The organism is Halioglobus sp. D3-4 (genome assembly GCF_055809315.1).
Genome location: NZ_CM147907.1, coordinates 2,293,655 through 2,306,602, shown reverse-complemented (window position 1 = coordinate 2,306,602; position 12,948 = coordinate 2,293,655). Strand labels below are relative to the sequence as shown.

The following is a 12,948-nucleotide window of genomic DNA, read 5'->3' as shown; positions in this document are numbered from 1 at the left end:
CCACGCGTTGTGGTAGGGTTGCTGTCGAACAAAAACCCACGCCCCACAGAAGACAGCAACATGAAGAAGCCCAGATTATCGTCCCGGCGTTCGGTCGCTCTTGTCAGTGCACTACTGGCAACCAATGCCAGCGCTGCCACGTCAACCTATTCTCCGGGCGGCTGGTCGACATTACATCAGGACGCGGGTAACAGGCGCGCAGTGGAAACTACAGTTCTGTCGCGCGAGTATGCCAGCTGGCACGCACTGGCGGGTGCATCGGTGCTGACCGCGCCTGTCATCAGTCCCGATGGTCAGCAGATGTATTTCACCACGGGTCTGCCCAGCGGCAACAGCAATCTGTACGCCTACACCATGAACGGTACACCGCTGTGGCACGCTGCACCCTGGAGCAGCGCGAGTGATGGCGTCGACCCCTGTGCGCTGCTTTCCAGCCCCATTGTCGATACGCAGGGCGATATCTATATCGGTGACTGCAATCAGGTGTTCGCCTACCGCTCAGACGGAGCATTGAAATGGGTTGTCGATTTGCCGCCTCTGCAGGAGGGCGACTGGGTGGCTGCGGGCGATCATCCTGTCAATGCATTTACCACGGCAGCATTTACCGCTGAAGGTGAGCTGCTGGGTGTGACGAATTTTGGCGATGTTCTGATTATTGATCGCGACACCGGACGCACTCTGAATCAACCCTATCGCCTACCAGGGTTGCTGCCACCCTATGCCACCACGGTGCCGATGCCCGACAGTGTGCTGGGTGATGGCTTGATGGATCCAGCCTTCAGGGAGTGGGGCTGGCAGTTGATATTCGGCGGCAGCATGCGCTCTGCGAATACACCGGCTGTGGCGGCCAATGGTCGAATATTTGTAGTGGGCAGCGGTGCGCGGGAAGGGCTGGGGTCGCTCTATGCACTGGATGTGATTCGCAGCGCTTCCGCCGTGACGCTCAACGAGGCGTTTGTCACCAGTATCGGGCTTGGCAGTGGCTCCAGTCCTGCCTTGTCGCCGGCGGAGGATCATGCATATGTCAGCGATGAGGAAGGCTGGTTTTATAGCATTGATACCGCCAGCGGAGCGATAACCTGGAAAGTGAAAACCAGAGCGGCCGCTGGTGCTGCGGCCGTTGGCCGTGATGGCACCATCTATGCCCTGCAGGCAAACGCCCCGGCGGTTGTGGCGATTGATCCCGATGGCGGTATTTTGTGGGAGAGCGATTTTTCCAAAGTGCTGCCACAGCGCCTGCCGGCATCCTTCGTGTTTGGTGACCCGGTTGCCACCGGTAATGGCAACCCAATGGTGACGGACGATGCTGTACTGGTGCCGGTGGTATACGGGTACCCTATCCCGATTCTGGGGTTTACGGCCCCGGTGCAGTCGGTGGTGGCAGCGCTTGACCTGAAAACAGGTGAGGCCGTGCGCGATCTGGTTACTCTGCCCGGTGATTCCAGCGGTATTACCGCCGTGCTGCCCGATGGCACTGTTATCAGCAGTATTGGCGACACCCTGACATCTGCCGTCAGTCCGCTCAAGCCGCTGGTCGATATGCTGCTGCCGGGAGATCTCGAAATGATGGGCTCTACCGGTGGTGTGCAAGTGGCGTTGCCGGTCTCGTCACAGTAGTTGCCACCACTGTGGTGAGAGTCGTAAAAGCGTGTTTGCTTGTATTGCTGGGACTGCTGGTAGCCTGCAACGAAATGCAATACTACAAGCAGTCTGTGCAGGGCCATTTGGATATCATCGGCCAGGCCACCGATATCGAACAGTTGCTCGCGGATGACAGCCTGAGCCCACAGGTGCGGGAAAAACTGTTACTGGTATTGCAGGCGCGTGAATTCGCTGTTGCAACGCTGCAGTTGTCGGTCAACGACAGCTATACCGAGTATGTGGACCTCAAGCGCGGCTATGTCGTGGAGAACCTGTATGCGGCCGAGGAGTTTTCCACAGAGTTGGTTACGTGGTGCTATCCCGTTATCGGGTGTGCCGGTTACCGAGGCTATTTTGATGCCACCATGTTGCAGCAGTATCGCGATGAGCTGATAGAACAGGGCTACGATACCTATGTCGGCCACGTGACAGCCTATTCAACGCTGGGCTGGTTTGATGATCCGGTGCTCAATACGTTCATAGCACTGCCGGACTACCGGCTTGTCGGGTTGATCTTTCACGAGTTGGCTCACCAGCAACTGTATATCGATGACGACACGGTTTTTAATGAGTCCTTTGCCACGGCGGTCGAGCAGGCCGGGATGGAGAGGTTTTATGCGGCCGGGGATGATGCCGATCAGCTGGGTAATTACCACGCTTACCGACATCGCGTGAACACACTGGTGACTATGGCGGCAGAGGCCAGGCAGCAGTTGCAGGATATCTATCAGCAGCCTCTTTCCGTGCAGAGTAAGCGGAAGGCCAAGGCGCGGGTGCTGGACGAGTTGGATCGCCAGTATGCTCTGATGACAGCTAAGCCCGGGGCGGGGCCTGATACACCGGTGCCTGTCGAATTCAATAATGCCAGGCTCGGTGCAATGGGCGCCTATCATCAACAGGTGCCCGCATTTCTGCAGATACAGGCGAGTCACGGTCGCGACTTTTCACAGTTCTATGCGCATGTTGCAAGGCTTGGTCGGCTAGCTGCGGACGAGCGGGGCCGGTGTCTGGATTTATGGGGTGAGAAAGCAAACGCCAGCGATACCGTTATCCCTTCTTTATGCCGATAGGGCCACACTAAAGTCCGCTGACTAGTTGGCTAGAAAGCGGCGGGCAAAGGCTTCAATCCGCTTCTTCTTCTCGTCGATGCCCGACAGCGCGGTGCGGCCGTCTTCATTCAGGAAGTTACAGCCATTAACCATGGTGACACCGGCTGCCTCCAGGCGTTCATGAGTACCGTCTCCGGGGTTCTTGATGCCTGTCCAGATATCGAATGGCTTGGTGCTGCAGTTTTGCTCTTCGCGCACCGCCTGCAGCGTGTCCAGCAGTGGGTATATCTCCTCTTCATCGTGTGATGTGGCCATCCAGCCATCGAATCGGCAGGCGCGGCGCATCGCTGCAGGTGCGTAACCGCCAATCATGATAGGTAATGGCCTGCTGGTGCCAGGAGACATTTTCACCGGGGGAATGTCGTAGTACTTCCCGTGAAATTCAGTCATGTCTCCCGACAGCAGGCCGGGAATGATCTCCAGCATCTCGTCTGCGCGTTTACCGCGTGTATGGAAATCCTGACCCGTCATCTCGAACTCGGCTTTTTGCCAGCCCACACCGACTCCGAGGGTCACTCTGTTATTTGAAAGTACCGCTGCGGTGGAGAGTGCTTTGGCTGCGCTGAGTGGGTCGCGCAGCGGCAGAATGTAGATCGTAGAGAGAAAGTGTAATCGCGTTGTCGCCTGCGCCAATGCCGCCGTCGCCACCCAGGGATCGGGCCAGTGCGTATCCGGATTCCAGAAAATATTGCCGCTATCGCGATAGAGGTACTCATCGACTTGATCTCTGGTGGTTACCAGATGGTCACCATAGGATACACCGTGAAAGCCGAGTTCTTCGCAGAACCTTGCCAGCTCCACCAGTTGATCCATTTCTACAAAGGCGAGTGACTGCCAGAACTTCATCGAATACTCCCTTGTACGCGTCGTCTGCAGGGTGTGTCGGTGGTCGAGATGAGAGCATGAAACAGGCAGGGTCATGCAGTTGTCAAGCGCTCTCCGACCCCGCTGGAATATAGTTGCAACTATATATTAACTCGGCTAAGGTGGCTTTCAAAGGTGAATTTCCCAAGTATCGGGTCGAATTGTAGGAGGTAATTGCATGCCTGCGTATAGCCGTGAAGAAATGGAAGAGATGATGCGCCGCTGGCTGGCAGTGAATGACAAGGCAGAGCAAGAGGGCAACTGGCGCCATCTGGCAGATTACTATACCGAGGATTGTCTCTACGGTTGGGATACTCCCAATGGCAAGTACGAATTTACCGGCCGCGAGACGATACGGGAAACCTGCGTCGGTGCCGCGATGGACCCTTACAAGGGCTGGACATACCCCTACGATAAAATGGTGATTGATGAAACGCGCGGTACTGCAATGGCCACCTGGTGGCAGACTCCCCCCGGCGCACCGGTGCGCGAGGACGGCTCCTTGATGAGAGTGATAGGCGCTTCCTATTTCAAGTATGGCGGAAACTACCAGTGGAGTGAGCAGTTGGATCTGTATGACTACACTAATATCACAAACCTGATCAAGGAGTGTGTTGACAAGGGTATTCTGAAGGAGATGCCTGTTATGTCCAGCCAACAGGTGGCGGAGGGGGAGTCGTCGTGAGCGAGCGAGCTGCCGCTGTGTTGAAACTGCCGCCGAGGGTGAGTGGCGAAAAGCCGGATATCGGTCATATGGAGGAGTTCGGCGTCAACTTTGCACGTTTCCTGATGCGTTGCAACGAGGAGTGCGGTGAGCTGGCCGAGTTCAATATGGGTGGCCAGCAGACAGTCCTGATGAGTGGACCCGAGGCGCAGGAGGCGTTCCTGAAAACGCTGGATATGAAGCTCAGTCGCGCCGCAGCCTATCAGGCCACGGTGCCGGTATTCGGCAAGGGTGTGATCTTTGACGCGCCACCGGAAAAAATGAAAACGCAGCTAAAGATTCAGGTGGATGCGCTGCGTTACCAGAACATGAAGCACTATGCCGCGATTATCTCCAGGGAAGTAGAGGACTGGGTCGCGGGCTGGGGCGATGAGGGTGAACTGGATTTTCTCGACGAGTTTCTGCGCCTGACTCTGAATACAGCGACACATTGCCTGTTAGGTGCAGATTTCCGCTATCAGTTGACGGATGAGTTCAGGGAGCTTTACCACGCGCTGGAAAAAGGCCTGCAGGCAATCGCCTTTGTCGATCCCTATTTGCAGCAGCCGATATTCGAAGCGCGCGATAAAGCGCGTGAGCGCTTACAGGAATTGATAGGCGGAATTATCGCTGAGCGCCGTGCCAAAGAAAACGTTGTATACGGTGATGCGCTGGAAACCTTCATGGCCGGCACTTATGCCGACGGCAGCCATCTCAATGATAACGAGATCACCGGGTTGGTAATCGCCACGATGTTCGCCGGCCACCACACCAGTTCGGGTACCGCGACCTGGACACTGACTGAATTGGCGCGCCAGCGACCCTATGCCGACGAGGTGTTGCAGGAGCTGCAGCAGTTATTCGCAGAAGGTGCGCCTATTACCTTTGAATCGCTGCGCGAAATTCCTCGTCTGGAGCGTTTTATCGAGGAGGTGCTGCGCTTGCATCCTCCCCTCATCCTGCTGATGCGCCGGGTGATAGAGGATATTGATTACAACGGTACCCTGATCGAAGCCGGCAAGACAGTGGCGATCTCCACTTACGGCTCGCATCGCAATACCGATTATTTCCCCGATCCGGAACGCTTCGATCCGCACCGGCCTAAGCCCGACACCCTGTTTGCCTATATCCCGTTCGGCGGTGGTCCGCACAAGTGTGCCGGCAATGCCTTTGCGATGATGCAACTGAAAGCGATCTTCGCGGCCCTTCTGCCGCGCTACGAGTTTGAGCTGGTCGACCCCGAGGACAGCTATCAGGACGATTTTTCCGCGATGGTTCTTAAGCCCAGTGGGCCGTGTCGCCTGCGCTACCGGAAACGCGATTAAGCTGAGGGTATGCCGATGAAGATTTCAATCGATCTGGCGCTGTGCCAAGGTCACAGTGTCTGCCTTGGCGAGGCCCCGGAGGTATTTGATGTGGTCGATCAGGATGGGGGATATCCGCAGGTGAAGGTGTTGCTGGAGAACCCGCCCGAGGCGCTGCGGGATAAGGTTATGAAGGCGGCGCGCTATTGCCCCAACAATGTTATTACGGTGCTGGAAGATCAGTGAAAATCCTGATTACAGGCGGTACCGGCTTTGTCGGCTCCCATGTCTGTCGACAATTGATGGCGGCAGGGCAATCGGTGCGTTTGCTGGTGCGCAATGCCGACAAGGCGCAGGCCTACTATCACGCGCTCGGTGAGGGTTTCCCTGAGCTGGTGGTGGGTGATGTGACTGATCTGGCCTCGGTGCGAGTCGCGCTCGAAGGATGTGACGGTGTGGTGCATGCTGCAGCGGGTACGCCGATGCAGGCGGGTTCTTTGGAGCAGCTCTTTGCGTTAAACGTCGACGGCGTGAAGCATATCGTGGATAGTGCGCTGGAGATGGGCCTTGAACATATCGTCTGTATCTCCAGTATCACAGCGATCTTTAACCCCGATGCGGCCAAGGTCACTGCCGATGCGCCACCGGTAAAATCCAGACTGCCCTACGGCCAGAGCAAGGTGCTGGCAGAGAGGTATCTGCGGGCGTTACAAGCACAGGGAGCGCCCATCGCCATCGTCTACCCAGGTGGTGTAATTGGCCCAGACGACCCCGGTTTTTCTGATTCCTTCAAAGCCCTGAAACACCGCATGGAGAATGGCTTTCGTATCTTCGGCGACGGTGGTATTCAGTATGTCGACGTACGCGACCTCGCCGCCCTGGTGTGTTCACTGTTGGTTGATGGTGGATCTGGCCGCTTTTTGCTGCCAGGCGTGTACAGCTCATGGACGCAATTGGCGGATACCATAGAGGCCGTATCGGGCTGTCAGTTGCACCGTATTCCCGCTCAGGGTTGGAAGCTGCGACTGGTTGGTCAATTGATGGATCTTATGCGGCTGTTCAAAACTGTGGATTCACCGATTTCTGCAGAAACGATGCGCTATGCCACGCTGTGGCCAAATATCAATAATACCGAAGAGCTGACCGCGCGGGGACTGCATTTGCGTTCCTCGCAGGAGACGTTTGCCGATGCAATAGCATGGATGGTGAGAGCGGGACATGTGGCGCCCGCATTGTGCCCGGGATTGGCAGCGCATGAGTGACACTTTGAAACCGCAGCAGGGCCAACCGTTCTATTTCGATGACTATGTTGTCGGTGCCGAGCATGCAGCCGGCACCTACACCGTCAGTGCGCAGGAGATTATCGCGTTTGCTTCCCAGTGGGATCCGCAGCCCTGGCATACCGATGAGTCAGCCGCAAAGGCATCGCCCTTTGGTGGGCTCACGGCCTGTTCTGCACATATCTTTTCCATCTTCTGTATCACCAGTCAGCGCTGGGAGAGTGGTGTAGTGCAGCAGGCGGTGGCAGGGCTGGGCTTTGACGAAATGCGTATGCACAAACCCGTTTATGCCGGTGATACCCTGCGCTGTATCTCGATCATCGACACGGCGAGAGCCTCACGCAGTAAACCCGATTGCGGCATCGTGATCTACCATACCTATTTGATCAACCAGCACGATGAGCGGGTCTTCAGCATAAAAGCTTCCTCACTGATGGCCAGGGAGCCGGCAACAATGACCTGACAGGCCTTTACTGATGGCCCTCAGCCCTGTGCATGTAAGCGGCAACCGAAACAGTTCAAGCTGCTCGGTGAATAACAATAACGCAACAGTTACATAGGTTGGTTTTACACATGAGACATCTGTCGGCTTGTTCAAGAATGCGCACACTCTCACTCCTGCTGCTCAGTGTTCCGATGGCTTCCTGGGCAGCGCCCGCTTTGGAGGAGGTCTTTGTCACTGCTGAGCGGCGCATGGAGTCGCTGCAGGATGTGCCTATATCCATTGTCGCCTTTAATCAGGAGATGCTGGAAAATCTGGGTATTTCCGACATCAAGGATCTCGCCGCCCAGGTGCCCAATGTGCAGATAGGAGAATTCACCGGCTCAGCGACCACAGTGCGGTTGTTTATTCGCGGTGTCGGCCAGGGGGATGTACAGATCACACAGGACCCCTCCGTGGCCCTGTATATGGATGGTGTTTATATCGGGTCTTCAGTCGGGACTGCATTTGAGACAGCCGATCTACAGCGTATCGAAGTATTGCGTGGGCCGCAGGGCACCCTGTATGGACGCAATGCCACCGGTGGTGCTATCAATATCATCACCCGCGAGGCCGACCCCGACGGCTTGCGACTCAAGCAGTTGTTTAACGTGGGCAATCTCGATCTGTTCCGCTCCACCAGTTTGGTCAATGTGCCGATAAAGGAGGGCGTGGCGGCCGTAAAGCTGGCCTACACCACCTACAGCCGCGATGGGTGGGTCGATAATCTTGGTAGTGGGGAGGACTTCGGTATTGAGGACAGAGAAACCTTTACCGGCGATTTTCACTGGAACATAGGCGACACCCAGGAAATGAACTATCAGTATGGGCAAAACGCCATCAAGGATACATCGCGCCTGTCACAGGCGCTGGGGTTTGATCCCGCCGGTGGCCCGGGTGCAGCGCTTGTCGTTTTTGAGAACCCTGCCGTCAATGCCGATGGTCAGCCCTTGGAGGCAACATCGGATCGACTGGATAAAGCCACCGCTTTCGATGAGCAGCAAAAGGGTGATGTGCAGATTCATGCCCACACGCTCAACTACGCGTGGGAGATGAATGACATGATGACATTCAAATCCATCACCGGTTACCGTGACGTCAATGCGTTTACGCAGAACTCCCAGGTGCCGACTGCCTCATTACAGAGCCTGTACTCGATTACTAACGGGATTACCGATACCTCCTTCAATCAGTTCACGCAGGAGTTTCAGTTGTTGGGTGAGGCCGACACGCTCAACTGGGTAAGCGGTGTTTTTTACTACGAGGATGAAGGCAAGGAAACCAACAGCGGCAACAGCAACGGCTCTGAAAATATCCCGCCGGGGGAGAAGATCGATTATACCTCCACCAGGAACAAGTCGTTGGCAGCGTATGGGCAGATCACCTGGACGCCGCCACAGTTGGATGACAAATGGCATTTCACGCTGGGTGGCCGCTACTCAAAAGACAAGCGCAAGGCCTATCGGGACAATAGTCGGGTATCGTTCGGTTTTGGTGGCGCGCCCAACGGGATTCCGGCTTTTCAGGCGAATTATGATCAGGACTTCAGCAAGTTCAACCCGGGGTTCACGGTGGACTATGACCTGAATGCGAGCGCCAATGTCTACGCCAAAGTGGTGACGGCATACAAGGCCGGCGGTACCAGCCAGCGTTCCACCAATGTGACGAACTTCCAGCAGGGGTTCGACCCGGAGGAGCTGACGTCCTACGAGATAGGTTACAAGGGCGATCTTGCCGACAGCCGGGTGAGGCTGAATGCCGCAATATTCTACATGGATTACAGTGACTACCAGCAGAGCGTAGCGACCGGTAATAATCCGGGCGAGCGGGACTTTGTGAATATAGACAGTGCGGATATAAAAGGGTTGGAACTCGATCTTTCAGTGGCGGCCACCGATGCACTCACTGGCACTTTCAGTTACGGCTATCTGAACTCCAGTTTCGGTCCCGAGAGCATCACTTATCTGGGGCTTGATGCCGGCTCGCCCAGCGGTGTCTCAGAGCGCACGGAACAACTGACGGACGATCTGGCACTGGCGCCGAAGCACAGCGCGACAGCCGCACTGGATTACCGTCGCGAGCTAAGTTTTGGCCTGTTCAACGCGAATATCAATGCCCAGTACCAGGGCAAGACAAACTCGGGCGTTGGTGAGCCCACTGGCTACCTGGACAAGCGGACCTTGTTGGGTGCAACGCTGTCTGTCTCGGAAATCCAGTTGGGTGCAGGCTACGGTGAACTCAAGGTGCGTTTGTGGGGCAAAAACCTCACGGATGAAGAGTACTTTGTCGGCAATATTCGCCAGAGTGGATTTGATCTGCTAGGCCTTACCGATGGGGTGGGCACCTTCGGCGACCCCCGTACGTATGGTTTGACTGTGGAGTATGAATTCTTTTAACGATAGGACGCTGAGATGATCGCTGTCCGTAGGTAGAGCAGAGATCCTGAGGCAGGTTCAATACATCGATAAATACGAATAGTCGGCAACTTATAATCGAATTGTCAGAATGATTAGAATGCTTATGCTGTCCCTCGAAATTTCGATGGAGAAGCGCAATGGCATTGTTTAATCTGCATCACCGGATCTATCTTCGTGCTCAACAGCTCGCTGCAGCAGGGTGTTCGCTGTGATGCAAAGGCTGGGGATTGTCGGCGGTGGGCAACTCGCACTGTATTTGTGTGAGGCCGCACAGGCTTTGGGTGCTGATGTCTCAATACTGGCAGAGCCCGGAGACGCTCCGGCGCTGCTCCTTGCAGACAGGCGTTTCGTCGCCTCTTTAGATGATATTGGCGTCATTGACCAGTTTATCGCCAGCTGTGATGTCGTGACTTTCGACAAGGAAGCAATCCCGGACGGAACGCTTCTCCACCTCGCGGCTGCTGAGGGAGAGGGGCACTGTGTGATTCGTCCGTGTGTGGAAACCCTGCTCACGCTGAAAGACAAGAGTGTACAGAAGGAGTGGCTGGTATCACAAAATCTACCCACATTACCTTTTCAAGTCCTGTCGGGAAACAACCTGTCTCTGCGAGATCTCACCGAAAAACTGGGTGATAAACTCGTACAAAAAGCCAGTCGCGGTGGTTACGATGGTCGGGGCGTACAGATTCTGGCGCCGCTAACATCACCGCGGGAGCTCTGGAATATACCCAGCGTGGTGGAACCTTTCATGCCGGACTGTCGGGAAGTCGCAGTCATTGTCGCGCGCTCCCCCTCTGGCGTGATGGATGTATTCCCGCCTGTGAGCATGGAGTTTGAAACGCAGTTCAATGCCGTATCAACGGTGGTTGTACCTGCGGACATTGATGCTGAAAAATCCGCAGAGGCGACGGCTCTGGCACGCCGCGCAATTGATGCGCTGGGGGGGGTCGGAGTCTTTGCCGTTGAATTATTCCTTTCCAGTACGGGAGAGCTTCTGATCAATGAAATCTCTCCTCGCGTCCACAATTCAGGACACGTGACGATGGCCGCCTGCAATGTCTCCCAGTTTGAGCAGCATGCGCGCGCAGTGCTGGGGCTGCCGCTGGCTGTGAGCAGCCAGCTTTATCCAGCTGCCATGTTGAATATTCTTTATCACGAACATTTCAGGCGTATATGCCCTCCCGGACCGACAGTGAAGAATCTGCCTGCTTCTGGCTCGACACTGTATTGGTACGGCAAAACACCCGGACGTACGGGCCGAAAGATGGGGCACATCAATTCTATCGGCCGCAGCGTTGGCGAGGCTCTGAAGCAAGCCCGGGCCTCACTGTTGCGGCTCCATCAGGAAGGAAAGACAGCATGACAGCAGTAGTAGGTATTATCATGGGCAGCGACTCCGATCTGCCAAAAATGCAGCCCGCAGCAGACATGCTGGAGGAACTGGACATTGGTTACGAGCTGGATATTGTCAGCGCCCACCGCACACCAGACAAATTGCACGACTATGCCGCCAGCGCGGAATCTCGCGGGCTGCGGGTTATCGTTGCGGGAGCAGGTGGCGCGGCCCACTTGCCGGGTATGGTGGCGGCGCTGAGTGTACTGCCAGTGGTCGGAGTGCCAATCAGTGCGACGCGACTACAGGGTATCGATGCCGCGCTGTCGATTGTGCAAATGCCGGCGGGTGTGCCAGTCGCTACAGTGGCCATCGACAATGCGGTAAACGCCGCGATACTGGCCGCCCAGATGCTTGGTACAGGCGATGCTGCGATACGGGAGCGGCTGCGCGAATACAAAGCGGGCTTGCGCGACAAGGTGCTGGAAAAGTCATCGAGGTTGCGCGGTGAAACCAGCCCATGATGTCGGTATTCCTCAGTAACCTCAGCTCTCCGCCGCTGCTCTTTTTCTTCCTCGGCGGTGCCGCTGTACTGGCGCGTTCCGATCTCGAAATCCCCGGTCAGGTCGCTAAGTTCCTGTCGCTTTATTTGCTCTTTGCTATTGGATTCAAAGGTGGCGTCGCACTGTCTGAGTCGGACTTGGACGCCACGGTGTTGTTGACACTCCTGTCGGCGATGGCGCTATCGGCGCTGATTCCTGTGTACACGTTTTTGTTGCTGCGCCGACTGTTCCCTCTCTCCGATGCCGCCGCCATTGCAGCCACCTATGGCTCGGTGAGTGCTGTCACCTTTGTTACAGCGGCTGGTTATCTGGATATGCAGGGCATCCCGTGGAGTGGATACCTGGTTGCGGCAATGGCATTAATGGAGTCTCCGGCGATCATTGTTGGCATCCTGCTGTACAATCATTTTGGCAGGCAGCAGAGTGACTCGGCGGGTTCCTTTTCCTGGAAGCAATTGCTCAGGGAGGCTGTCTTTAATGGCTCAGTGTTCCTGATCATGGGCAGCATGCTGGCGGGATGGATCAGCGGCGCTGAAGGTATGCAGCAGGTTGCACCACTGGTTAAGGACCTGTTTCTCGGTGTCCTGTGTCTGTTCCTGCTGGATATGGGTATCGTTGCTGCACGGCGGCTTCGCGACCTGCGTGAATCGCGCGACGGTCGCTCAAGCGGTGCGCTGGTCAAGTGGATGCTGCTGGCCGGATTGTTGTTGCCTGTGGTGAATGCTTCACTGGGACTGGGGCTGGGTTGGTCGCTCGGCTTGAGTGAGGGCAACGCGCTGCTCTTTGTGGTGCTGGCCGCGAGTGCGTCGTATATCGCGGTGCCGGCGGCCATGCGCCTTGCACTGCCTGAGGCCAATCCGGCTAGCTACCTGACGATGTCCCTGGCCATTACGTTCCCGTTAAACCTGCTGATAGGTATTCCGACCTACCACGCACTAGTGAAGTGGCTGCTATGAAACCCTGTAAACGCATTGAGATTGTTATAGAGACGCCGATGGTGCCTTCACTCCTACGTGTGCTGGAGGAATTGAGCGTGCCGGGCTATACCTTGATTCCCGATGTCCGCGGTGCAGGTGATCGCGGTGTGCGACGTGCGGATGAACTTTCGGGAGAGTCCAGTAACAGCTTGGTGCTGATCGCCTGTGACGATCAGCCGACCATCGATCAATTGCTGGAGGCTGTCAGGCCGCTGATTCGCCGCAGTGGGGGCATCTGCCTGCTGTCTGATGCGCAGTGGCTGCGCCACTGATATA

The 12,948-nt window shown here is 56.1% G+C and carries 13 protein-coding genes; 12 read left to right on the top strand and 1 reads right to left on the bottom strand.

Annotated features, from left to right (window positions below; all coding sequences use genetic code 11):
* Positions 1–60 precede the first annotated feature (60 nt).
* Positions 61–1,617 carry an outer membrane protein assembly factor BamB family protein gene (locus AC0L6S_RS09935; protein ID WP_473428327.1) on the top strand — a complete coding sequence of 519 codons (1,557 nt, stop codon included), beginning with the start codon at positions 61–63 and terminating at the stop codon, positions 1,615–1,617.
* 74 nt (positions 1,618–1,691) lie between these two features.
* Complete coding sequence (locus AC0L6S_RS09930; protein WP_473428326.1) at positions 1,692–2,711, top strand: aminopeptidase; 1,020 nt, start codon at positions 1,692–1,694, stop codon at positions 2,709–2,711.
* Between the two features lie 21 nt (positions 2,712–2,732).
* On the opposite strand, the gene AC0L6S_RS09925 is transcribed toward AC0L6S_RS09930, so the two are convergent.
* The gene (locus tag AC0L6S_RS09925; protein ID WP_473428325.1) at positions 2,733–3,596 is read right to left on the bottom strand and encodes a TIGR03619 family F420-dependent LLM class oxidoreductase; all 864 of its coding nucleotides are present in this window, start codon (positions 3,594–3,596) and stop codon (positions 2,733–2,735) included.
* A 196-nt stretch (positions 3,597–3,792) separates the two neighbouring features.
* Here AC0L6S_RS09925 and AC0L6S_RS09920 point away from each other — a divergent pair, with 196 nt between their 5' ends.
* The 10 genes from AC0L6S_RS09920 (at position 3,793) to AC0L6S_RS09875 (ending at position 12,944) form a co-directional block, all read left to right on the top strand.
* Positions 3,793–4,299 (top strand): nuclear transport factor 2 family protein, encoded by a 507-nt coding sequence (locus tag AC0L6S_RS09920; protein ID WP_473428324.1) that lies wholly within the window; start codon positions 3,793–3,795, stop codon positions 4,297–4,299.
* Complete coding sequence (locus tag AC0L6S_RS09915) at positions 4,296–5,642, top strand: cytochrome P450 (RefSeq protein ID WP_473428323.1); 1,347 nt, start codon at positions 4,296–4,298, stop codon at positions 5,640–5,642. The genes AC0L6S_RS09920 and AC0L6S_RS09915 overlap by 4 nt, the downstream gene beginning before the upstream one ends.
* 15 nt (positions 5,643–5,657) lie before the next feature.
* Complete coding sequence (locus tag AC0L6S_RS09910; RefSeq protein ID WP_473428322.1) at positions 5,658–5,867, top strand: ferredoxin; 210 nt, start codon at positions 5,658–5,660, stop codon at positions 5,865–5,867.
* Complete coding sequence (locus AC0L6S_RS09905) at positions 5,864–6,883, top strand: SDR family NAD(P)-dependent oxidoreductase (RefSeq protein WP_473428321.1); 1,020 nt, start codon at positions 5,864–5,866, stop codon at positions 6,881–6,883. The genes AC0L6S_RS09910 and AC0L6S_RS09905 overlap by 4 nt, the downstream gene beginning before the upstream one ends.
* Complete coding sequence (locus tag AC0L6S_RS09900; protein WP_473428320.1) at positions 6,876–7,364, top strand: MaoC/PaaZ C-terminal domain-containing protein; 489 nt, start codon at positions 6,876–6,878, stop codon at positions 7,362–7,364. Before AC0L6S_RS09905 ends, AC0L6S_RS09900 begins: the two co-directional genes overlap by 8 nt.
* Positions 7,365–7,501: 137 nt before the next feature.
* A complete protein-coding gene (locus tag AC0L6S_RS09895) occupies positions 7,502–9,778 on the top strand; it encodes a TonB-dependent receptor (RefSeq protein ID WP_473428319.1) in 2,277 nt (758 codons plus the stop codon).
* A 232-nt stretch (positions 9,779–10,010) separates the two neighbouring features.
* The gene (locus tag AC0L6S_RS09890) at positions 10,011–11,162 is read left to right on the top strand and encodes a 5-(carboxyamino)imidazole ribonucleotide synthase (protein ID WP_473428579.1); all 1,152 of its coding nucleotides are present in this window, start codon (positions 10,011–10,013) and stop codon (positions 11,160–11,162) included.
* A complete protein-coding gene (purE, locus tag AC0L6S_RS09885; protein WP_473428318.1) occupies positions 11,159–11,656 on the top strand; it encodes a 5-(carboxyamino)imidazole ribonucleotide mutase in 498 nt (165 codons plus the stop codon). The genes AC0L6S_RS09890 and purE overlap by 4 nt, the downstream gene beginning before the upstream one ends.
* Entirely contained in the window at positions 11,653–12,651 is a 999-nt protein-coding gene (locus tag AC0L6S_RS09880; RefSeq protein WP_473428317.1) for a sodium-dependent bicarbonate transport family permease, read from the top strand. The genes purE and AC0L6S_RS09880 overlap by 4 nt, the downstream gene beginning before the upstream one ends.
* Positions 12,648–12,944 (top strand): P-II family nitrogen regulator, encoded by a 297-nt coding sequence (locus AC0L6S_RS09875; protein ID WP_473428316.1) that lies wholly within the window; start codon positions 12,648–12,650, stop codon positions 12,942–12,944. Before AC0L6S_RS09880 ends, AC0L6S_RS09875 begins: the two co-directional genes overlap by 4 nt.
* Positions 12,945–12,948 lie beyond the last annotated feature (4 nt).

Coding starts and splice junctions, on each gene's coding strand:
- AC0L6S_RS09935 (WP_473428327.1), top strand. CDS start 61: ATGAAGAAGCCCAGATTATCGTCCCGGCGTTCGGTCGCTCTTGTCAGT.
- AC0L6S_RS09930 (WP_473428326.1), top strand. CDS start 1,692: ATGCAATACTACAAGCAGTCTGTGCAGGGCCATTTGGATATCATCGGC.
- AC0L6S_RS09925 (WP_473428325.1), bottom strand. CDS start 3,596: ATGAAGTTCTGGCAGTCACTCGCCTTTGTAGAAATGGATCAACTGGTG.
- AC0L6S_RS09920 (WP_473428324.1), top strand. CDS start 3,793: ATGCCTGCGTATAGCCGTGAAGAAATGGAAGAGATGATGCGCCGCTGG.
- AC0L6S_RS09910 (WP_473428322.1), top strand. CDS start 5,658: ATGAAGATTTCAATCGATCTGGCGCTGTGCCAAGGTCACAGTGTCTGC.
- AC0L6S_RS09900 (WP_473428320.1), top strand. CDS start 6,876: ATGAGTGACACTTTGAAACCGCAGCAGGGCCAACCGTTCTATTTCGAT.
- AC0L6S_RS09895 (WP_473428319.1), top strand. CDS start 7,502: ATGCGCACACTCTCACTCCTGCTGCTCAGTGTTCCGATGGCTTCCTGG.
- AC0L6S_RS09890 (WP_473428579.1), top strand. CDS start 10,011: ATGCAAAGGCTGGGGATTGTCGGCGGTGGGCAACTCGCACTGTATTTG.
- purE (WP_473428318.1), top strand. CDS start 11,159: ATGACAGCAGTAGTAGGTATTATCATGGGCAGCGACTCCGATCTGCCA.
- AC0L6S_RS09880 (WP_473428317.1), top strand. CDS start 11,653: ATGATGTCGGTATTCCTCAGTAACCTCAGCTCTCCGCCGCTGCTCTTT.
- AC0L6S_RS09875 (WP_473428316.1), top strand. CDS start 12,648: ATGAAACCCTGTAAACGCATTGAGATTGTTATAGAGACGCCGATGGTG.